Source organism: Mesorhizobium sp. B2-4-19, from assembly GCF_006441315.1.
GTDB lineage: Bacteria > Pseudomonadota > Alphaproteobacteria > Rhizobiales > Rhizobiaceae > Mesorhizobium.
Map to the genome: position 1 here is coordinate 181,194 of NZ_VFUV01000009.1, position 21,598 is coordinate 202,791.

19 protein-coding genes and 2 pseudogenes are annotated in these 21,598 nt (G+C 64.2%); 9 read left to right on the plus strand and 12 right to left on the minus strand.

All coding sequences use genetic code 11. The features are described from left to right. Nucleotide 1: 1 nt before the first annotated feature. The gene (locus tag FJ546_RS17605) at nt 2–892 is read right to left on the minus strand and encodes a LysR family transcriptional regulator (RefSeq protein WP_140890487.1); all 891 of its coding nucleotides are present in this window, start codon (nt 890–892) and stop codon (nt 2–4) included. A 128-nt stretch (nt 893–1,020) separates the two neighbouring features. Here FJ546_RS17605 and FJ546_RS17610 point away from each other — a divergent pair, with 128 nt between their 5' ends. After that, entirely contained in the window at nt 1,021–2,481 is a 1,461-nt protein-coding gene (locus FJ546_RS17610) for an MFS transporter (protein ID WP_140890488.1), read from the plus strand. A gap of 138 nt (nt 2,482–2,619) precedes the next feature. Here the strand turns inward: FJ546_RS17610 and FJ546_RS17615 are convergent, their stop codons facing one another. From FJ546_RS17615 to FJ546_RS17625, 3 genes are all read right to left on the minus strand, one after another. After that, complete coding sequence (locus FJ546_RS17615) at nt 2,620–3,117, minus strand: MaoC family dehydratase (RefSeq protein WP_095772891.1); 498 nt, start codon at nt 3,115–3,117, stop codon at nt 2,620–2,622. 258 nt (nt 3,118–3,375) lie between these two features. Beyond that, the gene (locus FJ546_RS17620) at nt 3,376–3,804 is read right to left on the minus strand and encodes a phasin family protein (protein WP_140890489.1); all 429 of its coding nucleotides are present in this window, start codon (nt 3,802–3,804) and stop codon (nt 3,376–3,378) included. Nucleotides 3,805–3,906: 102 nt separating this feature from the next. Continuing rightward, nucleotides 3,907–5,202 carry a DUF445 domain-containing protein gene (locus FJ546_RS17625; protein ID WP_140890490.1) on the minus strand — a complete coding sequence of 432 codons (1,296 nt, stop codon included), beginning with the start codon at nt 5,200–5,202 and terminating at the stop codon, nt 3,907–3,909. Nucleotides 5,203–5,515: 313 nt separating this feature from the next. Here FJ546_RS17625 and rirA point away from each other — a divergent pair, with 313 nt between their 5' ends. Then, nucleotides 5,516–5,977 carry an iron-responsive transcriptional regulator RirA gene (rirA, locus tag FJ546_RS17630; protein WP_140890491.1) on the plus strand — a complete coding sequence of 154 codons (462 nt, stop codon included), beginning with the start codon at nt 5,516–5,518 and terminating at the stop codon, nt 5,975–5,977. Nucleotides 5,978–6,036: 59 nt separating this feature from the next. Here rirA and FJ546_RS17635 read toward each other — a convergent pair whose 3' ends face one another. The 5 genes from FJ546_RS17635 to hemP form a co-directional block, all read right to left on the minus strand. After that, on the minus strand, nt 6,037–6,828 hold the full coding sequence (locus FJ546_RS17635) for a heme ABC transporter ATP-binding protein (RefSeq protein WP_140890492.1): 792 nt from the start codon (nt 6,826–6,828) through the stop codon (nt 6,037–6,039). A gap of 39 nt (nt 6,829–6,867) precedes the next feature. Further along, a complete protein-coding gene (locus FJ546_RS17640; RefSeq protein ID WP_140890493.1) occupies nt 6,868–7,971 on the minus strand; it encodes an iron ABC transporter permease in 1,104 nt (367 codons plus the stop codon). An 11-nt stretch (nt 7,972–7,982) separates the two neighbouring features. Then, on the minus strand, nt 7,983–8,885 hold the full coding sequence (locus FJ546_RS17645) for a hemin ABC transporter substrate-binding protein (RefSeq protein WP_140890494.1): 903 nt from the start codon (nt 8,883–8,885) through the stop codon (nt 7,983–7,985). Between the two features lie 11 nt (nt 8,886–8,896). Then, entirely contained in the window at nt 8,897–9,958 is a 1,062-nt protein-coding gene (locus FJ546_RS17650; RefSeq protein ID WP_140890495.1) for a hemin-degrading factor, read from the minus strand. A gap of 124 nt (nt 9,959–10,082) precedes the next feature. Beyond that, the gene (gene hemP / locus FJ546_RS17655) at nt 10,083–10,289 is read right to left on the minus strand and encodes a hemin uptake protein HemP (protein WP_140890496.1); all 207 of its coding nucleotides are present in this window, start codon (nt 10,287–10,289) and stop codon (nt 10,083–10,085) included. A 201-nt stretch (nt 10,290–10,490) separates the two neighbouring features. Between hemP and FJ546_RS17660 the strand changes: the two genes are divergently transcribed. The 5 genes and pseudogenes from FJ546_RS17660 (at nt 10,491) to FJ546_RS17675 (ending at nt 14,580) form a co-directional block, all read left to right on the plus strand. Next, entirely contained in the window at nt 10,491–12,680 is a 2,190-nt protein-coding gene (locus FJ546_RS17660) for a TonB-dependent hemoglobin/transferrin/lactoferrin family receptor (protein ID WP_140890497.1), read from the plus strand. 4 nt (nt 12,681–12,684) lie between these two features. Next, a pseudogene (locus tag FJ546_RS17665) lies at nt 12,685–13,127 on the plus strand (hypothetical protein). A 124-nt stretch (nt 13,128–13,251) separates the two neighbouring features. Continuing rightward, the gene (locus tag FJ546_RS31630; protein ID WP_246686872.1) at nt 13,252–13,611 is read left to right on the plus strand and encodes a hypothetical protein; all 360 of its coding nucleotides are present in this window, start codon (nt 13,252–13,254) and stop codon (nt 13,609–13,611) included. A 95-nt stretch (nt 13,612–13,706) separates the two neighbouring features. Beyond that, the gene (locus FJ546_RS31635; protein ID WP_246686873.1) at nt 13,707–14,240 is read left to right on the plus strand and encodes a TonB family protein; all 534 of its coding nucleotides are present in this window, start codon (nt 13,707–13,709) and stop codon (nt 14,238–14,240) included. Nucleotides 14,241–14,299: 59 nt separating this feature from the next. Then, a pseudogene (locus FJ546_RS17675) lies at nt 14,300–14,580 on the plus strand (antibiotic biosynthesis monooxygenase). A 12-nt stretch (nt 14,581–14,592) separates the two neighbouring features. On the opposite strand, the gene putA reads toward FJ546_RS17675, so the two are convergent. After that, nucleotides 14,593–18,201 carry a bifunctional proline dehydrogenase/L-glutamate gamma-semialdehyde dehydrogenase PutA gene (putA, locus tag FJ546_RS17680; RefSeq protein WP_140890498.1) on the minus strand — a complete coding sequence of 1,203 codons (3,609 nt, stop codon included), beginning with the start codon at nt 18,199–18,201 and terminating at the stop codon, nt 14,593–14,595. 163 nt (nt 18,202–18,364) lie between these two features. Between putA and FJ546_RS17685 the strand changes: the two genes are divergently transcribed. Then, nucleotides 18,365–18,817, plus strand: coding sequence for an Lrp/AsnC ligand binding domain-containing protein (locus tag FJ546_RS17685; protein WP_140890499.1), 453 nt, complete (start codon nt 18,365–18,367; stop codon nt 18,815–18,817). Between the two features lie 45 nt (nt 18,818–18,862). On the opposite strand, the gene FJ546_RS17690 is transcribed toward FJ546_RS17685, so the two are convergent. Further along, nucleotides 18,863–20,062 (minus strand): cytochrome-c peroxidase, encoded by a 1,200-nt coding sequence (locus tag FJ546_RS17690; protein ID WP_140890500.1) that lies wholly within the window; start codon nt 20,060–20,062, stop codon nt 18,863–18,865. Between the two features lie 7 nt (nt 20,063–20,069). Next, nucleotides 20,070–20,519, minus strand: a complete 450-nt coding sequence (locus FJ546_RS17695; RefSeq protein ID WP_140890545.1) for a FixH family protein — start codon at nt 20,517–20,519, stop codon at nt 20,070–20,072. Between the two features lie 151 nt (nt 20,520–20,670). On the opposite strand from FJ546_RS17695, the gene FJ546_RS17700 reads away from it, so the two are divergent. After that, a complete protein-coding gene (locus FJ546_RS17700; protein ID WP_140890501.1) occupies nt 20,671–21,591 on the plus strand; it encodes a sugar kinase in 921 nt (306 codons plus the stop codon). Nucleotides 21,592–21,598 lie beyond the last annotated feature (7 nt).

Sequence of the window (21,598 nt, forward strand, 5' to 3'; positions counted from 1 at the left end):
CTCAGCCCCCCGCACAGACCTGACGCACGCAGTCGCGCAACCAGCGTTGCGCCGGATCGGCATCGAGGCGCGGATGCCAAAGCATTGAAATGGTGACTTCCACCGTCGTGACCGGCAGCCGAAAGCTGTGCATGCCGGCGCGCGCGCCGGCCGTGTGCCGCTCGGGCACGCTGGCGATCAGTTCCGAGGCGCGCGCCATGGCGAGCGCGGCCGAGAAACCCGAGACCATGCAGACGACCGTCCGCTGCAGGCCAAGCGCGTCCAGCGCCTCGTCGATCGGTCCTTTCTCGCGGCCGCGCCGCGAAACACTGATATGCCGGCCCGCCGCATAGCGCTCGGGCGTCACCGTGCCTTCGCTCAAGGGATGGCCTGATCGGACAGCGCCGATAAAGCGGTCGCGAAACAGCGCCTGGATGCGCACTTCGGGCCCGGTTTCGCCGGCAACCCCGATTTCCAAATCGATCGCCGCGTCGCGCAGCGACATCACATCCTTGTCGGACTTCGGCGCGAAACGCAACCGCACCCCCGGCGCTTCGGCCACGATGCGGGCGACCAGGCGAGGCCCGAACTCCTCGACGAAGCCTTCGTTGGTGCGCAGCGTCACGACCCTGTCCAGACTTGAAAGATCAAGCAATTCGGCAGGGCGCAGCAGCGCCTCCGCGTCCTGGACGACAGGACCGACTTGGCGGCGCAATTCCTCCGCGCGCGGCGTCGCCACTAGGCCGCGGCCGGCCCGGACCAGCAAAGGATCGCCCGTTGCTTCGCGCAGCCGCGCCAGTGTCCGGCTCATCGCCGAGGGGCTGAGACGCAGACGGCGTGCCGCGCGGGCCACGCTGCCTTCCGCCAGCAGCACGTCGAGAGCAAAGAGCAGGTTGAGATCGGGCGTCGTCATCGGCGGATCTTAGCATGATGTGGCGTCTGGTGCACTGATATGATGCAAATGCTGCGCCTTCCGCCATATCAGCCGCAAGACTAGATCTCCATCGGCTCCGCTTTCGGAGCGAACGGAAAGGAGATCGCATGGCACTCGCCGCACAAGATCGGGAAGGGCCGATATCAGCCTCGCAACAGAAGCAATCCGTCGGCTGGGCGCTGGCAAGCCTGTCGCTCGCCACGCTGTTGTCGTCGCTGGGAACCAGCATTGCCAGCGTCGGGCTGCCCTCGCTGATGCAGACGTTCGGGGCGTCGTTCCAGGCCGTGCAATGGGTGGTTCTGGCCTATCTCCTCGCTATCACCACGTTGATCGTCAGCGCCGGGCGGCTGGCTGACATGTTCGGGCGCCGGCCGTTGCTGCTTGGCGGCATCGCTGTGTTCACGTCGGCATCAGTGCTCTGCGGCCTGGCGCCGACGCTTTGGCTGCTGATCGCCGCACGGGCCGTGCAGGGGCTTGGCGCGGCGCTGATGATGGCGCTGACGCTGGCCTTTGTCGCGGAGACGGTGAGCAAGGAACGGACCGGCAGCGCCATGGGCCTGCTGGGCGCCATGTCGGCGATCGGCACGACGCTCGGCCCGTCGCTCGGCGGCCTGCTGATCGCCGGCCTCGGGTGGCGCGCGATTTTCCTGGTCAATGTCCCGCTGGGCCTCCTGACCTTCGCCCTCGCCTGGCGTGCCTTGCCAGCCGGCAACAAGAACGCGCAGGCCGCTCAAGGCAAGTTCGACGCGATGGGCACTGTCCTGTTGGCGCTGACGCTGGCCGCCTATGCATTGGCCATGACGCTTGGCCAGGGCCATTTCGGTGCACTCAACATCGGCCTGCTGGCCGCCACCGCTCTCGGCATCGGTCTATTCGCCATAGCCCAGAAGCGGGTGAAGAACCCCCTGGTCCAACTCGCCAGCTTCCGGGATCCGCGGCTCAGCGCCAGCCTGGTCATGAGCCTCATCGTCGCCACGGTGATGATGGCGACCCTGGTGGTCGCTCCGTTCTATCTGTCGCGTGGATTGGCACTCGATGCCGCGATGGTCGGCGTGGTGCTTTCGACCGGGCCGCTTGTCTCGACCCTGTCGGCACTGTTGGCCGGACGGCTCTCCGATCGCTTCGGAGCCCGCCGGATGATGGTCGCCGGGCTCACCAGCCTCGCCACGGGCACATTCCTGCTGTCGCTCGCCATGACGAAACTCGGCATTGCCAGCTATGTCGTTCCCATCACTGTCACCTGCTTCGGCTACGCCCTGTTCCAGACGTCCAATAATGCGGCCGTCATGAGCGGTGTCGGCGCCGGCGAGCGCGGCGTCATTTCAGGCCTGCTCAATTTGTCGCGCAATCTCGGCCTCGTCACCGGCGCGTCCCTGATGGGCGCCATCTTCGCGGTTGCATCCAACGGCGCTCGCCAAGGAACAGGACAGGATGTTCTGAGCGCCGCCGCGGCCGCCCGAGGCATGCAGGTCACCTTTGAGACGGCAACGGCCCTGGCGCTGGCAGCACTGCTGCTCGCGCTGTTCTCGCTGCGCTTTGCTGGCCGTACCCAGCCCGGGATTGCCTGACCCGGTTTGGACGTTCGCCGGTACTGCCTAAGGTTGCCGGGCCGATCCCGGCCTGCTACTGAACGGCGCGCAGGCGGATGCCTGCAACGTCAATTTGGGGCAGCGGTATGGGAACCGGCGGCGGGCTTGGACGAACGCTCAGGCCCCTGCCCGTTTGCGGCGCTCGTAGAGCATGACCAGCGTTTCGGCCGTCAGCGCCGGCTTTTCCTCGCCTTCGATCTCGACCGTATTGGCTGCCTTCATCAGATACTGGCCGGGCCCCCTGTCTTCCATGGAAAGCAGGACGGTGCGCAGCCTGATGCGGGCGCCGACCCTGACCGGCGCCAGGAAACGCACCTTGTCGAAGCCATAGTTGAAGGCGGCCTGGGTGTTTTCCGGCACTATGCCCATGCCGAGCGCCAACGCGCCGATGATCGACAATGTCAGATAGCCGTGCGCGATCGTGGTGCGGAACGGGCTTTGCCGCCGTGCGCGCTCAGGGTCGACATGGATCCATTGGTGGTCGCCGGTGCATTCGGCGAACTGGTTGATACGGTCCTGATCGACCGTGGTCCATTCCGAGACGCCGAGTTCCTGCCCGGACATCGTTCTCAACTGCTCATAGGTCGGCGGCGTTTTAGGCCGTACTTCGTTCATTCCTGCTTTCCCGATCGCTTGCCGTGCCTCCGGACCACGAACGGATGGCCCCTGTCAATTCACCCCTTGTGAATCGGTTCCGTCGAATTGCGGCTGAACCGTGCCATGCCTTGCCGCGCAATGGCAGGCCGAATTCGGATTTTCGGACCTTCCAGGGGCGCCGACGCTTACAACGTGGCGCGGATGCAACTATGCGCAGGGTTGCGAAATCGCAAACCGGCATGTCCCGCCGAAGACGAAACGACAGGACGCGGAAGCCTATTTCTGCCCGTAGCCGGCGCGGATTTCCTCCATCGCCTCCTTGATGCGCGCGCGCAGGATTTCGATTGATTCGGTTCCGGATTTGCGAGCCAGTTCAGCCACTTCACCGGCATTCTTGAGCGCGGCCTCGAAGGATTTCCTGGCGAACTCCGTCTGCTTGGCCATCAGGTCCTGCGGGTTGCCCGGCGCCCGGTAGCTCTGCGCCATGTCGGCAATTTCACGCAGCGTGTCCTGCAGCATTTCGCGCTGCCTCGACAACAGCGAGGTCGCGCCATCGGCACCGGCTCGCGCCGATCTCTCCAAGGCTTCGAGGTTCTTGCGGTGATGGGCAAGGATCGCCTCGACATCGACATTGGGCACCTTCAGGTCGCGGCCGAACCTGCCGAACATATCCATGAAGGAATCGGATTCCGGTAGCTTGGCCATGCTGTCTTCTCCCTTTGCCGCGGATGCGGGTACCCTCGCAGGGAGCATAGCACCCGGCTGCCGCCTGTCCATTTCGAAGACGGGCCTGACGATCGAGGCGCATCAATTGACCGGGAGCAGCAGCTCGACCGTATAGAGCACGATACCCGCCAGCCCGCCGATGATCATGCCGTTGAAGCGGATATATTGCAGGTCCCGGCCAATGTTCATCTCGATCAGCCGCGTCAGTTGCGCCAGATCCCAGCGCTTGACCTGATCGGCGATGAATATCGACACGCCGCTCTTCTGGCTTTCGACGAAGGAGGCCAGCGCCACGACGAACCCCTGGTTCATGTCGGCCCGGATCTGCGCATCGCCGGCGAGATGGCGGCCGACCTCGACGAACATGTTGGCGAGATGCGCGCGGATCACCGAATTCGGCGCCTTGGCATCCTGCTCGATAAACAGGCTGAGGCTCTCCCACATGTCACCGGCCAGCGCCCTGACTTCGGGTCGAGCGAGGAAATCGTGCTTCATCTTCTCGGCACGCTTTGCATATTGCTTGGACGTCCGCAGCCGTTCGACGAAGCCTTGCGCGAAACGATCGAACTCGGCGCGCATCGGATGGTCGGGATCGGCCCGCACCTCGTCAAGCAAGGAGCCCGCCGAGGCGACGATCTTCTTCAGGAGATAGGCGTCGGCGCGGAACAGGTTGAACAGCGACGGCAACTCCTCGCGGATCTTCTCGCGCATCGTCGCCAGGGCCTGTTCGTCGTTGAGGAAGCGGCCGACCACCTTGATGAACTCGTCGAACAGTCTTTGATGACGGCGGTCGTCGGTCAGCGCCGACAGCAGTTCCGCCGCCAGCGGCGCCAGCGGCACTTTTTCGATCTGCTCGAGCATGCGGCTGGTGACGAAGCCGCGCAGACCGGACTGCTCGACGGCGGCGAGTGTCTGCGGCACCAGCCGCACGACGAAGCGCGACAGGCCGGCGGCGCGTTCGGCATCGGTCAGCCAGTCGGCGACAAGTGCCGCAAAATCGACCTCGGCAAGCTTTTCCCGCACCGGTTCCGGCGCCAGGAAGTTGGCCTCGATGAAGCGGCCGAGATTGTCGGCGATGCGGTTCTGGTTTTCCGGGATGATGGCGGTGTGCGGGATCGGCAATCCGAGCGGCCGCCTGAACAGCGCCACCACCGCGTACCAGTCGGCAAGGCCGCCAATGGTCGCCGCCTCGGCGAAGGCAGCGACAAACCCCAGCCATGGATGGGAGTTCTCGAACGACTTGGCCAAGGCGAACACCAGCACGCAAAGCGCCAGCGCGGCCGTGGCGATGAATTTGGTGCGACGCAACGCCGAGAGCTTGGCGGTCGCGTCAGTATCGAAACGGGCGGGCGCCAGGGACGAAGCCGATTGGGACATGGATGAACTGCTCCTTGTCGATCTCTGGTCGACCTCTTGTCGATCTCTGGTCGATCTCGGCCCTATCTAGGGTTTCATCAGCCGGAATGCCCGTAGCGGCCGGTTTTCCTCCCGTTTTGCCGGGGCTGCGCACATAAAGTTGACGAGAATATTCATCTATGACGTCCGGCTAGTCTGGAATTGTTCCAAGGTATAGGCCATATTCGGGTCAAGGCCAGCGCGGCGAATTCCGAAACTCCGGGACCAGAACCGTGGCGGCCAAGTTTCAGGAATCAGGCGTGGTTGAACCGCGCCGGCGCCTAGTGAGGACGAAATGCGGCTTACACGCCAGACCAATTATGCCATGCGCATCTTGATGTATTGCGCCGCCAACAATGACCGGTTGAGCCGCATTCCCGAAATCGCGACCGCCTATTCGGTGTCGGAACTATTCCTGTTCAAGATCCTGCAGCCGTTGGTTGAGAATGGACTGGTCGAGACGGTGCGCGGCAGGAATGGCGGCGTCCGGCTTGGCCGCGCCGCCGAGGCGATCAGCCTCTTCGACGTCGTGCGCGTTACCGAGGAAAGCTTCGCCATGGCCGAATGCTTTGAGAACGATGCCGCCGAATGCCCGCTGGTTGACAGCTGCGCGCTGAATTCAGCGCTGCGCGAGGCCCTCAACGCCTTCTTCGCGGTGCTCGCCCGCTACACCGTCGCCGATATGGTGGCGGCAAGGCCGAATGTGCGCAACCTGCTCGGCATCGACATGCTGGAGCGCCGCGCCCCGGCCGCCTGAGCAAGTCTGCCCAAGTCTGGGTGGGTCTGTTGAGATTCAGGTCAGGCCTCACCTGAATATCAACAGACCGCGGATTGCGGCAACACGAACGTCATATTGCCGGCCGGCAGCACACCAACCCTGAGCCGGCAATCGAACACTTTTTCGATTAGCTCATCACTCAGCACATCCTGTGGCGAACCGGTGGCCACGAGCCGACCACGATGCATGACGAAGATCCGGTCGGCATACATGGCCGTCAGATTGAGGTCGTGCAGAATGGCGACCACGCCGCCGCCCCTTTTGGCGAAGTCGCGGGCGATGTTCATGATGATCAGCTGATGCTTGATGTCGAGGCTGGAAACCGGCTCGTCGAGAAAGAGATAGCGCGGCTTGCCGTCGAGCACCGGCGCCCAGACCTGGCACAGCACGCGCGCCAGCTGGACGCGCTGCTGCTCGCCGCCCGAAAGCGCCTGATAGAAACGCCCGGCAAAACCGTCGAGGTCGACACGCGCCAGCGCCCGCTCCGGCAGCCGCGCGTCCTCGCCCGGCAAGGCACCCGAGCGCCCGCCGACAAGGCCGAGCTTGACCACCTCGCGCACCGTGAACGGGAAGGACAGCGTCGTCGCCTGCGGCAGCACCGCACGACGCACCGCACTCTCGGCCGGCTTCATCGACGAAAGGTTTCGGCCGTTGACAGCGACGCGCCCGGTATAGGCGAGCTCGCCCGACAACGCCTTCAGGAAGGTCGTCTTGCCCGAACCGTTGGGGCCGACGATCGCCGCTATTTCGCCGGGCCGCGCGTCGAAATCGACACCACTGATTATGCGCTTGCCGGCGATATCAACGGAAACATCCCTTGCCTCAATCATCAAAGCCTCACAGGTCCCAAGTCTCGCCGAACTCACGTCTCACAGATCGATCACGCCGCGCTTGCGCAACAGGATCCACAGGAAGAACGGCGCGCCCGCGATCGCGGTGACGATGCCGATCGGCAATTCGGCCGGCGCCACGATGGTGCGCGCAACGGCATCGGCCAACAGCAGCAGCGAGGCGCCAAGCAGCGCCGAAGCCGGCAAGAGATAGCGGTTGTCCGGACCGATCAGCAGGCGCAGCAGATGCGGCACGACGATGCCGACGAAGCCGATGCCGCCACTGACCGCGACGGAGGCGCCGACCGCAGCCGACACGCCGAGGATCGCCGTGTATTTCAGCCGCTGCACCGGTATGCCGAGATGGCCGGCGGTCGCCTCGCCCAGCGCCAGCGCGTTGAGGCCGCGCGCCAGGAAAGGCATCGCCGCCAGCGCCAGTATGATAACCGGTCCGACGGAACTGATCTTCGCCCATGTCGCGCCACCAAGCGATCCGAGTGACCAGAACGTCAGGTCGCGCAGCTGGCGATCGTCGGCCATGAAGATGAGGATGCCGGTCAGCGCCATGGCAAGAGCTGCCAGCGCGATGCCGGCGAGCAGCATGGTGGCGACCGAGGTTTGGCCACGTCGCGTGGCGACCTGATAAAGCACCAAGGTCGAGGCAAGGCCACCGAAGAAGGCCGCCAGCGGCAGCGCGAGCGTGCCGAGCAAGGTCGTCAACGGCGCCAGCACCGTGGTGCCAAGCACGATGATGGCCACCGCGCCGAGACTGGAGCCGGCGGAAACGCCGATCAGGCCGGGGTCGGCCAGCGGATTGCGGAACAGGCCCTGCATGACAGCGCCCGAGACCGCGAGCGCCGCGCCGACCAGCATGCCGAGGATGATGCGCGGCAAACGGATGTCGTAGATGATCAGGCCGTCACGGGCGCTCAGCGCCGCATCGCGCGGAATGGCACCAAGCAGCCAGTCCTTGAGGACGCTGACAGCCGAAGCATCCGATGCCCCTGACGTGAGCGACAAAAGCATGGCGGCCGCGAGCCCGAGGCACAGCAACAGGATGACGATGCGGGCGCGGCCCGAGCGGTCGCCCTGGGATGCATTCGCCATCATCTTCACCGGGCCGGCGATCGATTGATCGACCATGATCCGCCCGCTCAGTCCGTGACCTGCGCGCCATAGAGCGAGACGGCGAGGTCGTGAATGGCGTCGGCGGTGCGCGGCCCGAAACCGAGCAGATAGCCGCCATCGATGCGGATCAGCTTGCGCGCGGTTCCGGCCGGCGTCGAGGCGATCGACGGGTTGCCGAACAATTCGTCATCCGGCACCGGTGGCCCGGCATTGCTCATCATCAGGATCACGTCAGGCCCGGCGGTGATGATTGCCTCGTCGGACATCTGCTTGTAGCCGGAGAAACCGCCAACGGCGTTGACCCCGCCCGCCAGCTTGACCATGCCGTCAGCCGCGGTTTCGCTGCCGGCCGCCAGGATCTTGCCGCCCTGTATCGACAGCACGAACAGGATGCGCTTGCGCTCCTTGATCGAGGCCGTCTGTTTTTCGGCGGCCGTCAGCTTGGCATCGAGCTCCTTGGCCAGAACCTCTGCCTTGGCATCGACGCCAAGCGCCTTGCCGACGATGCGGACCTTCTCGAGGATGCCGTCGCGGCTATAATGTTCGGGCACTTCGATGAAGGGGATGCTGGTTTTCTTCAGCACATCGACGGCTTCCTTGGGGCCGCTGCCGTGCAGCGCCAGGATGCCGGTCGGATTGACCGACAAAACACCTTCCGGCGACAGGGCGCGCATATAGCCGACATCGGGCAAAGCAAGCGCCGCTTTCGGATAATTGCTGGTGGAATCGCGCGCCACCAGGTGTTTCTCCTCGCCAAGCGCATAGACGATTTCGGTGATCGAACCACCTATGGCGGCGATCTTCGACGGATCGGAGAAGACCGAGACGTCCTCGGTGGCGCCGGCCGGCTGCACCGCGGCAAGAGAAAGGCCGACGATTGGGGCAAATATCGATCGGCGCATGGCCGGCAGAGTCGGGAAAAACCGCATCACACTGTTCCTCACGCTGCCGTCGGGCTTGGAACGCGCGGCAGGTTCTCAGCCAGGAACCGCCAATCGTCGCGCTCGCTTTCGCCCTCATGGCGCTTGCCGAAGAACTGGATGATCATCTCGCCATCGGCGGCATAGACCTCGAGCGAGGTGACATGGCCATCCTTGGTCGGCTTGCGCACCGCCCAGACTTCATGGATGTGGTCGGTGCGCAGATGCAGGTGGAAGGTCTCGTCGAGAACGTTGATCCACGGTCCCATCGGCTTGATCGACTTGACCGGTCCGGAATGGATCTGGATGCAGCCGCGGTTTCCGACGAAGCACATGATCGGCATCTCGCCTTCGGCGGCATGATGAAACATGGCGCGGACCGCGTCATTGTCGAGCAGCCAGGCATAGTCTGTTCCGACCATGCGCACCGCCTGACGGCGGCTGAGCTTGAGCGTTTTCAGCATGCCGAAGAACTGGTGCACGTCGGTCAGCCGGCTCCAGCGGTCGCGCAGATCGTTGGGGTTGGCGCTGGATGCCCCGGCCTCGCTCTGATCGTCGGAGATTGGCCCTGAAATATCGGCCGTCGGTTCCTGGTTGGGCGATTCCAGCGAGGCGACCAGCTTCTGGTAGGCATAGAGGCTCGAGGCCGGCCGCAGATGCACCTTGTGCACCGCCTCGCCCGCCGCGTCGAAGAACTGCAGGCTGCGGCGGATCTCGTCGCCGTCGCGCTTTTCCACGGCAAAGCCATGCACCCAGACCTTCGGGAAGATGCGCAGGTCGATGTTCTCGCCAAGCACCATGGCATTGTGGTTGCCTGTGACGACCTTGTCATAGACGCCGATCTTTTCGTGCACGGCGCTTTCGTTGCGGGTCAGCGCCATCACCTCGCCGACCGCCTCGAGACCGGTCAAGAGCTCGTTGACGCGCGGTTCGATGCGAACGACGCCATCGCCGCAATGCGCGGCGACCAACTCGGCTTCCGAAATGCCGAGTTGGTCGGCCAGGTCACGCTCGCGCGTTTTCAGATTTTCTGTCCGTGCCCGCCGGATTTCGTGCGGGGCGGGTTTTACGCGCTGGTCCATGTCTCGTCCCTACCGCCTAGAGCAATTCCAGGAAAAGTGTGAAACGGTTTTCCGTCCGGAATTGCGTTGAAACAAAGAGATAGAGTGGTTCGGCGTTTCCGTGAAACGGTGAACCGCTCTTGCCTTACTTGTTGAGAATGAGCTTGCCCTGCCGGGTGATCTTCAGCCGGTAGAGCGCGCCGTGATGCTCGATGCCGATCTCGTGCTCGCCCTGGAACAGCGTGTTGCTGGAGAGCGTTCGCACCGCCAGCGGGATCCGATCGAAGCGGGCGGAGGCATCATCGGAATGGCGGACGCGATAGCGAAACTCGTTGGGATTGTGCGTGTTCATCTGGGTCGATCCCTTTCCTGTGCCGGGCATCTGGCTAGGCGTTGTGAAATTGCCGATTCATTTCTTGACTTGAATAATCATGTTTATTAGTCAGTGCAATACCGGAGTAAACGAGTCAACATTTAAGACGCCCGGACACGATGAAAAATGCCAGCAAGCCCCGGGCCAGCCAGCATGAAACCTGGAATCTGGAGTTGGGGCATGGGGTTTTTGAACTGGGAATTGCGCGGCTGGTCGACGGCAAACGGTGTGGCGGCTTTGTTGGCGAGCGTGGCAGCGATCGCCCTGTCGGCGCCATCGGCGCATGCCCAACAGGCAACGCAGTCGGCAGGCGAGCAGACGGATCAGTCGAAGCAGGCTGACCAGGAAAAAGCCGCCCCCGCGGGCGCAACGCTGCTCGACAAGATTTTGGTTATCAGCCGTACCGGCGAAACGGCTATCGAATCACTGGCCTCGGCCAGCCACGTCGACCAGGAGCAACTCGCCCGTCGCATGGCGACGACGCCGAACGAGATGCTGTTGGGTGTGCCCGGTGTCGCGACACAGGCCGACGCCAGGCGCGTCAGCACCAGCATCAACATTCGCGGCCTGCAGGATTTCGGCCGCGTCGCGGTCATTGTGGACGGCGCGCGCCAGGATTTCCAGCGTTCGGACCATGGCACCCAGTCGACCTTTTACATCGACCCCGAGCTCGTCAAATCCGTCGATGTGATCCGCGGTCCGGTCGCCAACACCTATGGTTCGGGCGCCATCGGCGGCGTCGTCTTCTTCGACACCAAGGACGCGGCGGACTTCCTCAAGCCGGAGGAAACATGGGGCGCTTCGGTAACCGGACGCTATGAGAGCAACGGCAAGGGCTGGACCACCAGCGCCACCGGCGCCTACCGTTTCAACGAGAACTGGGACGCGCTCGGCAACATCATCTACCGCAACTACGGCAACTACAAGGATGGCGACGGCGACACCGTCAACGGCACCGGCTTCGACGTCCTGAGCGGCCTGCTCAAGACCAGCATACGGCCGACGGAGAACAGCGAGTTGAAGCTGGGCTGGGTCGGCTCAAGCGACAGCTGGGACGAAACCAGCGGCGGCGTGCCGGTCAACGATGTCGACCTGAAGTCGAACACTTTCACCGCCCGTTACAACATCACGGATGAGGACAAGAGCTGGCTCGATCTCCACATCAACACCTCCTACAACAAGACCAATCTCGACCTGACCAGCCTTGTTCCGCAAAAACGGTTTGATCCCGTAACGGGTCTTCCCACCGTCCTGCCGGCGGGGTCGCAATCGACTTTCGGCGTCGACACCACGGGTGTCGACATCTGGAACACATCGCGCTTCGAAACAGGCGGGATCGCCCACGAATTGACCTATGGCGGCGACTGGGTCGGCGACAATGTGAAGACCGGCGGTACGGCCGGCGGCGACAGTTTCTACACGCCTTCGGGCAAGCGCAACGTGTCTGGCGCCTATGTCCAGGACAAGCTCACCTGGGACTGGCTCGAGGTCATCGCCGGGCTGCGCTACGACAATTACAGCCTCAAGGACAGCACGCGCGAGACATCGGGCGACCGGCTGTCGCCGCGCATCACCGTCGGCGTCTCGCCGTTCGAAAGCGCCAGCCTTGCGGGCCTGCAATTCTACGGCACCTACGCCGAAGGCTATCGCTCGCCGTCGCTGACGGAAACGCTGATCAGCGGCAACCATCCGGCGGGCGTCACCTTCCCGTTCCTGCCCAATCCCAATCTGCGGCCCGAGACCGGCAAGACGACGGAATTCGGCGTCAACTACAAGCAGAACGACATCTTCGAATCCGGCGACGCGCTTCGCGTCAAGGCGGCCTACTTCCACAACAATGTCGACGATTATATCGATGGCGTGACCCTTTCGCCGTTCGCTCCAGGCAGCGGCTGCCCGTTCGGGCCCGGCATTCCGATCTGCTTCCAGTATCAGAATTTCGCCCAGGCCAAGATCGACGGCTTTGAACTGGAAGGCGTTTACGAAGCCGGCTGGGGCTATGCCGGGCTTTCGGCCTCGATCACCAATGGCCACACCATTTCCTACAAGGGTGTAGAAGCCGATCTCGCCACCATCCCCTCCTCGCAGGTCACCGCCCAGCTCGGGCTGCGCTTCCTCGAGGACAAGCTGACCGTTGGTAGTGAGGTTCAGTACAACGGCAAACCAAAGGGCAACGCGGTGGCCGAGGACTATACACTGGTCAATGCTTTCGCCAGCTATCAGGCGACCGACAATCTGAAAGTCGATTTCCGCGCCGACAATCTGTTCGACGTCAAATACGCCAACCCATTGAATGGCAGCACGACGGTTGCGGTTTATGAGCCGGGCATAACGCTGAAACTGGCGGCAACCATGCGGTTTGGAGGCTGATGGCATGACGGGCTTGATGACATCGCTTCGTCTGCTGACCTCGACGCTGGCGATGTCGCTTGCGATGGTTCCGGCGCGGGCGGAAGGGTCCGCGCCGGTCCCCGCGCTGATCCTGGAGCTCAATGCCGCGCAGCCTTCCGACAAGGGCTGCCGGCGACCTTCCTGGTCAACAACAATCTCGGTGCCGACCTCGCCAAGACGGCGTTCGAGATCGCGCTGTTCAATGAGGCGGGCGTCGTCGACCGGCTGACCGTGCTCGATTTCAAGGACCTGCCGGCTGGCAAGACCAAGGTGACGCGCTTTGATCTCGCCGGCACCGACTGCACCAAGGTCAGCCGCGTGCTGATCAACAGCGCGACCGAATGCGCAGGCGCCGGCGTCGAACCGGCTGCCTGCATGCGCAAGCTGAAGACGGACACCAAGACCGGCATCGCTTTCGGCGTCTGAGAACGGCGTTGGGACTGCATCCCGCATTCACGCGAGACACCATGGCCTGGCTGCCGGCTGGCCATGGATCAGCGATCTTGATTTGACTTTTGCCCGCCGGCCGCTGCAATTTCCGGCCCGCGAGATGCAGGAAATCAACCCCCTCCCCGAGGCTGGCAACGAGCTGGCGATAGCGCCGGCAGAGCCGCTTGCAGTCGCGCGGCCGGTGGCCGGATGGCCCGTTGCCATTGTCGTCTCCGGCCTGCTTCACGCCGCTGTCGCGGCATTCTTTCTGATCTCGCCCGCCGGCACATTCGATTTCGCGAATACGGAGCAACCGGAAGGCAGCGATCACACAGGCGACAAGGTGGCTGGCAGCGCCCTGGACAAGGATCCAGCGGCGATCGATGTCACGCTGGAGCCGAAACCGCAGCCGACCAAGCCGGAGCCGTCGGTCAGACCGGTGCCGCCGACAAACCCTCGCAGCCTGAGCAGCAAACCGTGAAGCGAACTTCTCAGCCCACACAGGAACCAGCCAAGCCGCTTCCCAAACCTTTGCCGGAAGTTATCAAACAGCCAGCAGCCACGCCGGACATACTGGTGGCGGCGACCCCGCGCCGTGACAACCAGAGTGTGGCCGCCAGGACCGAAACACCGGCACAGCCGAGCGTCCAGGCCGAGAGCGCCGAGATGCCTGTCGCCGTTCCGAACCAGCCGCCGATCCCCAGCGCCAGGCCGACTCCGGCCGCCGCTCCTTCAAAAGCAGCAGACGAGAAGCGCGGCACGGCAGACGGCCAGGACCGGCTGGCGCAGGCCGCCAGCAAGGGCAAAAGGCAGAACGAGGCAGGCTCCACCGCTGAATCCAGCTACCGAAGCGACGTCATCAGCAAACTTGGCCGCGTGTATCGAGCAGTGCCGCCTTCGTTGCAAGCGACGGCGCGCACCAACACCGTTGTCACCTTCGTCATCGGCAGGCAGGGCAACATAGACGAGCTGCGTGTCGTCGAAAGCTCGGGCTCGGCAACTTTCGACCAGATCGTGCTTGGTTTCGTTCGCAAGGCGGCCCCTTTCCCTCCGATGCCGCCAAAGGTTGGCAACAGTCTGGAATTCACCGGCGCGATCGGTCCGTTCTGAGAGCCATGCCTCGCCGCATCCTTCAATTGCAGCAGTCGAGCAATTCAGAAAGGAACGCCATGTACATGCAGAACGACTCGGAAGCCGATTTCGAATCGGTGTGGAAGAACCGCGATTCCAGCCTTGCCGAGATGAAGGGTTTTCGGGAATTCCATCTGCTGCGCGGCCCGGTCAGCGCGACCGAAGGCTGTTTGCCTCGCACACGGGTGTGGGCGCGCCAAGACGATTTCGTCGCCTGGACCAAGTCGGAGAATTTTCGCGCCGCGCACAGGAATTCGGCACGACGAAGGTCCTCGGCCATCCGCAGTTCGAGGGCTTTTTGGTCGTCGAAGGCGCCTGAGAATGGGCTGAACTAGGCCGCGGCAAGCAGGCTGGCATTGCCGCCCGCGGCCGTGGTGTCGACGCAGACCGCGCGCTCATGCGCATAGGCGGCCGGGTTGAGCACCTCGCTGACCAGCGGCACGATCGGACCCGTTCTGTCGGCGATGACCTTGCGCACGATGCGCGCCGCCTCCGCTGTGCCTGAGAAAGCGACGACATCGACGCGCAGCGAACGCGCTTCGACCGGATCGGGGCGGCCATCTATTGCCGCCAGCGGCAAGCCCTTGCCGGTCAACGCCGAGAGCGCGGCCGGCGCCCCAGGCGCCACGGCCAGCACCGCATTGCCGGCGGCGAGCGCCTGGATCGTCTGGGCCAGCAGCGTGTCGGCATCCGGACCCAGGCACAGCACCCGCCCGCGCGGCGACAGCGACAGCGTGTTGGCCTCGCCCGTCGGTCCGGGCAGGTCGACCTGGCCGAAATCGATGCCAGCGGCGGCGCCGATGGCGGCAGCGCCCTTGCCGCGCAGATGCTTCCTCAGGATGGCGATCCGGTCCGGGCGCGTCGACCAGCCGCCGAGGGTCGGATCGGGCAGATTGTCGGCCAGTTCGGTCGCCGTCACCTTATGGCCATCGCCAACTTCCGTGCCGGCTTCCGGCCCCTTGCGGAAGCGGCGCAGATAATGCGGGCCGCCAGCCTTCGGACCGGTGCCGGAAAGCCCCTCGCCGCCAAAAGGCTGTGATCCGACGACGGCGCCGATCTGGTTGCGGTTGACATAGATGTTGCCGGCGTGGATGCCGTCGACGAAATGCTGGGCGCGACCTTCGATGCGGGTGTGCAGGCCGAAGGTCAGGCCATAGCCCTTGCGGTTGATGGCGGCGATGACAGCATCGATCTCATCGGCGTCGAAGCTGGCGACGTGCAGCACCGGCCCGAACACCTCACGGTCCATCTCCTCGATGCCCTTGACCCGGAAGACATGCGGCGCGACGAAGCGCCCGTCCTTCGGCGCCTCGAGCTTGGCGATCAGCCGGCCCTCGAGGCCCTTCTTGACGCAATAGTCGCGGATCGCACCTTGCGCCTCATCGTCGATCACCGGACCGACATCTGTCGAAATCCGCCAGGGATCACCGATGTTGAGCGCCTCCATGGCGCCTTTCAGCATCTCCAGCATCTTCTTCTCGACGTCCTTCTGCACGTAGAGCACGCGCAGCGCCGAACAGCGCTGGCCGGCACTCTGGAAGGCCGAGGCCAGTATGTCGCGCACCGCCTGCTCGGGCAGCGCGGTGGAATCGACGATCATGGCGTTCAAACCGCCGGTCTCGGCGATCAGCATGGCGTCGGGAGCCGCGGTCTCGGCGAGCTGTTTTTCGATCAGCTTGGCGACCTCGGTCGAGCCGGTGAAGCAGACGCCGGCAATGCGCGGATCGGCGGTCAGCGGCGCGCCCACCGATGAACCATCACCCGGCAGCAGCTGGATGATGTCTTCCGGCACGCCGGCTTCGCGCAGCAATTCGACGGCACGGAAAGCAATCAGCGGCGTCTGTTCGGCCGGCTTGGCGATGACCGAATTGCCGGTAACCAGTGCTGCCGCGATCTGGCCGGTGAAGATCGCCAGCGGAAAATTCCACGGCGAAATGCAGACGATGGCGCCACGCGCCTGCGTGCCCGCCTCGGCGTTGGCCGCCTCGGCGGCATAGTAGCGCAGGAAATCGACGGCTTCGCGCACTTCCGCCACGCCGTCGGCCAGCGATTTGCCGGCCTCGCGGGTGGCAAGCGCGAAGAACTCGACCGCATTGGCCTCATAGAGGTCGGCGGCGCGGTTGAGGATGGCGGCGCGTTCGGCAACGGGGCGCTTTGCCCAGGCTGGCTGCGCTTCCACAGCAATGCGCACGGCGATCGTGACCTGCTTGGCAGCGGCCTCGTGGACCGTTCCGACCACTTCATCGGGCTTGGCCGGATTGACGACCGGACGTGGCTTGCCATAGCCGGCAGCCCGCGTGATCGGCTTGGCGTGCCATCGGTCCGGCCCGGCGAACGCCGCCCTGGCTTTGTCGATGGCCGCCAGCGTCACCGTGTCTGTGATGTCGAATCCCCTGGAATTGCGGCGGCCCGCGCCAAAAATCTGTGATGGCCTGGCAATCGCCGGATTGGCGGCAGGGCCTTGGCTTTCGACCGTTTCGAGCGGATCGCGCGCGATGTCTTCCGGCTCGACATCCTCGTCGGTCAGTTGGTGCACGAAGGAGGAGTTGGCGCCGTTCTCAAGCAGCCGGCGGACCAGATAGGCCAGCAAGTCCGAATGCGCGCCGACCGGCGCATAGATGCGGCAGCGCGTGCCTTCGGCCTGGCGCACGGTCTCGTGCAGGGCCTCGCCCATGCCATGCAGGCGCTGGAATTCGAAGGAATCGCGGTTCGTGGCCATCGACAGGATGGCGGCGACGGTGTGGGCGTTGTGGGTGGCGAATTGCGGATAGATGCGGTCGGTCATACCAAGCAGTTTCTTCGCGCAAGCCATGTAGGAGACGTCGGTGTTGGCCTTGCGGGTGAAGACGGGATAGCCGGCCAGTCCGAGCGTCTGCGCCCGCTTGATCTCGGTGTCCCAATAGGCGCCCTTGACCAGCCGGACCATGATGGTGCGGTCGTATTTCCTGGCCAGCGCGTAGAGCCAGTCGATGACGAAGGCCGCGCGCGGCCCATATGCTTGCACGACCACGCCAAAACCGTTCCAGCCGGCGAGTTCCGGCTCGGCCAGCACGCGCTCGATGACATCGAGCGACAGATCGAGGCGGTCGGCCTCCTCGGCGTCGATGTTGAGGCCCATGCGCGAATGTCTGGCCGCAAGCGCCAGCGAAAGCAGCCGCTCGGCCATGACAGGCAGCATCTCGTCCTTCTGCGCCACCTCGTAGCGTGGGTGCAGTGCCGAGAGCTTCACCGAAATGCCGTGGTTCTGCCTGATGTCAGGTCCGTTGGAACCGCCATCGAGCGAGGAAATCGCGTCGGCATAGGCCTTGTGGTAGCGCAGTGCGTCAGCCTCGGTGCGGGCCGCCTCGCCCAGCATGTCGAAGGAATAGAGGTAGCCCTTCTGTGTCATCGGCCGGCCGCGCTTGACGGCTTCCGCGATGGTGCGGCCGAGCACGAACTGTTCGCCCATCTCGCGCATGGCGGCGGCCACCGCCTTGCGAATGACCGGCTCGCCCAGCCTGCGCACCATGGAGCGCAGCGTGCCTTCGATGCCGGCCTCGCCCTCGTCCAGCACGCGGCCGGTCAGCATCAGCGCCCAGGTCGAGGCGTTGACGAAGATCGAGCTTGAGCCGCCGGAATGGGCGGACCAGTCATGCGGCGCGATCTTGTCGGCGATCAGATCGTCCATCGTCTCGGTGTCGGGCACGCGCAGCAGCGCCTCGGCCAGGCACATCAGCGCCACGCCTTCCTTGGTGGAGAGGCCATAGGCGGAGAGGAAAACTTCCATCAGCCGGGGATCGGACGAGCCGCGCACCGCCCGCACCAGATCGGCCGCTCGCGCCGAGATCGTATCGCGATCCGCAGCCGAAAGCCCTGTCGCCTCGGCCAATCGCTTCACGGCCTCGTCTTCGTCGGGAAGATAGTTGGCGCGGATCTGCTGGCGGAAGGTGTCGAGCGGCATGGCGGGTCCCGTGGAACGAACATCAGGGAGCGGGCCGGCGGTCACCGGGCCGAATGGCGCAAGCTAGCACAGGCGGGGACTCCAATCGGTCCAAAGAAATCGACAAGATAGTCCGATCGATCTATCATTCTATCGATCTTTCGGAATTTGGACTGTGATTTTGATGACAGAAGACCAATTGGACCGCATCGACCGGAACATCCTGTCGGCGCTGGCGAGCAATGGCCGGCTTTCCATGTCGGAACTCGCGGCCAAGGTCGGTCTTTCGAAGACGCCGGTGCAGGCGCGGGTCAAGCGGCTGGAGAAGGACGGTTTTATCAGGGGCTACCAGGCGATCATCGACCGTGAGCGCATGGGCGAAGGCCATGTCGCCTTCGTCCAGGTGAAATTGTCCGATACCCGTTCCGCCGCGCTCGACGCTTTCAATCGCTCGGTGCAGGCCGTGCCGGAGATCGAGCAGTGCCACATGATGGCGTCAAGCTTCGATTACCTGCTGAAGGTCCGCACCCGGGACATCGCCGCCTATCGCCGCGTGCTGGGCGAGCGCATCTCGGCGCTCCCCCACGTCGCCCAGACCTCGACCTTCGTGGCGATGGAGACGGTGAAGGATCGCTGACCATGATCCCGAAAAGCGGATGCCGGTTTTCGGTCAAACAAGAGCTTACTCCGACAGCGTCTTCAAAAACGCCACCAGCGCCGCGCGTTCGCGATCCGACAGCTGCAGCGGATGGATCTCGGTTGTCCCCCCCAAACTCGCCGCCGCCTTGGCGTAATGCGCCACCACCTCGTCGAGCGACGAAAACTGCCCGGCATGCATATAGGGCGGCCGCGTCGCCGCGCCGCGCAGCGACGGCGTTTTGTAGGCGCGCACCAATTCCGGCGCATCCTTGACCATGAAGCGCAGCTCGCCGCAGGCGCTGACGTCGCCGTCACGATAGGCGCCAAAACAGTTGAACGGATCGGCCTCGACCTGTGCCACCGCGTCGACGCGCCCGCGATCCGGCGGCAGGTCCGCGACGGGCTGCACGCCGGTGTTGTGAAAACCGTTGTCGGTGAAGCGCGGGCCATTGTGGCAGGTCACGCAATTGGCCTTGCCGATGAACAGTTTCAGCCCGAGGATTTCTTCCCGCGTGAAGACGGCATCGCCCTTTGGTTCGGCGCCGGTGGCAAGGTCCAGGGCAAACCGGTCGAAGCGCGTCTGCGCCGGCTCGATCGAGCGTTCGAAAGCCGCGATCGCCTTGCCGATATTGGCAAAGACGCGGTTGATGGCGTCGCGCTGCGCATCGCTCATCGCGTTCCAAGCAGCCCTTTCGGCATCGTTTCCGAGCGGACTGGCATTCAACGGAATGCCGGCGAAATCGGGCAGCGGTCCGAAAATGCGCTCATAGCGCTCGCCGAAGCGTGCCTTGATGTAGTGCGCGTAGGCAGTACGGTTTCCTGCTTGCTCCAGCGGGTTTTCCAGCGGCGTCAGCGCTTGCGCCCACAGGCTGTCGCGGCGGCCGTCCCAGAAGAACCACGGATCGCGCGCCACGCCGGCCAGCGGCATGGTGCGCCGGTTGGTGCGGCCGACGCCCACGGCTTGCGGCAAGTCGTCCTGGAACTGGCGGTCGATCTTGTGGCAGGTCGAGCATGACACCGTGCCATCGCGGCTCATGCCCAGATCGAAGAACAGCGTCGAGCCAAGGGCCGCGGCGGCCGGCACGTCGGCGAAGCGATTGGTGGTGTCGGGCTTCAGCGACGTCAGCGTGTTCAACGCCAGGGAGGTGATGGTCTTCTTCTCGGCGTCGGAAAAATCCGGCTTGCCGCAGCCGACGAGGATCACGGCGATCATCAGCGCCAGAAAGCAGAAAAGGCGCTTCATCGGCCGCTCACAGCACCACGTTGAACAGCACCGTATCGGAGCCGGCGCCGGACGAGATGGCGAACCGAAGTTGCCACCAGCCGCTCATGGTGAATTTCAGCCCCTCGATGCGGTAACGGCCATCGCCGAGGTAGTCGGTCACCTGGGGGCTGGTCGGCAGGCCGTGATTGTGTTGCGGCATGCCGCCGGAGATGGCGATCGCAGCTCGCTCCACCGAAGCCCCTGTCTTTGTTTTCAGCGTCAGCAGCCAGGATTCCAGTTCGCCCTGCCGCACCACGCCCCGTTCCGGTACGAAACTTGCCATGTAAAGCCCGTTGTCGGTTTTCTTCGTCCGCGAGACATCCGGGCCAGCAAGCTGCGCGCTTTGCGGCGCCGTTAGATAGACGACCGCAAGGACGCCGACCAGCAGAGCAGCCAGACCAAGACCCGCCAAAAGATAACGCCATATCGATGCCAAACCGGTTCCTCTTCTGCGGATAACGCTCGGCCGGGCGGATCGCGTCCCGCCAGCCTGTGGGAAAACGCTGTGGCGCAAAAAAGCCTGCTTGCCAAGCATGGCGCTGCCGCCGGCAAAAAGCTACAGCACCGAAATCAGTGGAGGATTGCAGATGGCGGGAAACGGCGTCGCCTCGATCGGCGAATGCATGCTCGAACTGTCGGGCCAGACCGGGCCGAACTGGCGCATGGGTTTTGCCGGCGACACGTTCAACACGCTATGGGCGCTGCACGCGTTGAGCGAGGACCGGCCGGCGACCTATGTCTCGGCCTTCGGCGACGACCCCTTTTCGCAAGGCCAGATCGGCTTCTTCGCCGAAAACGGCATCGGCATCGGTTCCAGTCCGATAATACCGGGCGCGCGGCCCGGCCTCTATGCGATCACCCTGACAGGTGCCGAGCGCTCCTTCACCTACTGGCGCGGCGACGCCGCCGCCCGGCAGCTTGCCTCGGATCCCGCCGCACTGTCGAAAAATCTTGAAAATCAGGCGCTTGTGTACTTTTCCGGAATCACTTTGGCAATTCTGGACGATGCCGCACGCAAAACACTGCTGGAAGCCGTGGCCAAGGCACGCGCCGCTGGCTCGCTGATCGCCTTCGATCCCAATTATCGGCCACGGCTTTGGCGCAGCCGCGAAAGCGCGCAGGCAGCGATCGTCGAGGCCCTCGGCGTCACCGACATCGCCCTGCCGACCTTCCCCGACGAGCAGATGCTGTTTGAGGATGCAACGCCGCTGGCGACCGCCGAGCGGCTCAGGCAATGGGTCGGCGAAGTCGTCGTCAAGAACGGCGAACAGCCGGCGCTGATTGCCGAGAGCGGAACATTGCATGACGTGCCGGCGATCCATGTCGCGGCCGCCGTCGACACCACCGGCGCCGGCGACTCCTTCAATGGCGGCTACCTCGCGGCGCGACTTGCCGGCCATGGCCCGCGCGAAGCGGCAAGCCGGGCGCATCGCGTCGCCGCCGCCGTGGTCCAGGTCCGCGGCGCCCTGGCGCCATTCGAGACGTTGCGGGCAGCGTTCGAAAACTAGCCGCCTG

Bases quoted from the DNA above. Each gene is read 5' to 3' on its own strand.
- FJ546_RS17605 (WP_140890487.1), bottom strand. From the start codon at position 892: ATGACGACGCCCGATCTCAACCTGCTCTTTGCTCTCGACGTGCTGCTG.
- FJ546_RS17610 (WP_140890488.1), top strand. From the start codon at position 1,021: ATGGCACTCGCCGCACAAGATCGGGAAGGGCCGATATCAGCCTCGCAA.
- FJ546_RS17615 (WP_095772891.1), bottom strand. From the start codon at position 3,117: ATGAACGAAGTACGGCCTAAAACGCCGCCGACCTATGAGCAGTTGAGA.
- FJ546_RS17620 (WP_140890489.1), bottom strand. From the start codon at position 3,804: ATGGCCAAGCTACCGGAATCCGATTCCTTCATGGATATGTTCGGCAGG.
- FJ546_RS17625 (WP_140890490.1), bottom strand. From the start codon at position 5,202: ATGTCCCAATCGGCTTCGTCCCTGGCGCCCGCCCGTTTCGATACTGAC.
- rirA (WP_140890491.1), top strand. From the start codon at position 5,516: ATGCGGCTTACACGCCAGACCAATTATGCCATGCGCATCTTGATGTAT.
- FJ546_RS17635 (WP_140890492.1), bottom strand. From the start codon at position 6,828: ATGATTGAGGCAAGGGATGTTTCCGTTGATATCGCCGGCAAGCGCATA.
- FJ546_RS17640 (WP_140890493.1), bottom strand. From the start codon at position 7,971: ATGGTCGATCAATCGATCGCCGGCCCGGTGAAGATGATGGCGAATGCA.
- FJ546_RS17645 (WP_140890494.1), bottom strand. From the start codon at position 8,885: ATGCGGTTTTTCCCGACTCTGCCGGCCATGCGCCGATCGATATTTGCC.
- FJ546_RS17650 (WP_140890495.1), bottom strand. From the start codon at position 9,958: ATGGACCAGCGCGTAAAACCCGCCCCGCACGAAATCCGGCGGGCACGG.
- hemP (WP_140890496.1), bottom strand. From the start codon at position 10,289: ATGAACACGCACAATCCCAACGAGTTTCGCTATCGCGTCCGCCATTCC.
- FJ546_RS17660 (WP_140890497.1), top strand. From the start codon at position 10,491: ATGGGGTTTTTGAACTGGGAATTGCGCGGCTGGTCGACGGCAAACGGT.
- FJ546_RS31630 (WP_246686872.1), top strand. From the start codon at position 13,252: ATGCAGGAAATCAACCCCCTCCCCGAGGCTGGCAACGAGCTGGCGATA.
- putA (WP_140890498.1), bottom strand. From the start codon at position 18,201: ATGCCGCTCGACACCTTCCGCCAGCAGATCCGCGCCAACTATCTTCCC.
- FJ546_RS17685 (WP_140890499.1), top strand. From the start codon at position 18,365: ATGACAGAAGACCAATTGGACCGCATCGACCGGAACATCCTGTCGGCG.
- FJ546_RS17690 (WP_140890500.1), bottom strand. From the start codon at position 20,062: ATGAAGCGCCTTTTCTGCTTTCTGGCGCTGATGATCGCCGTGATCCTC.
- FJ546_RS17700 (WP_140890501.1), top strand. From the start codon at position 20,671: ATGGCGGGAAACGGCGTCGCCTCGATCGGCGAATGCATGCTCGAACTG.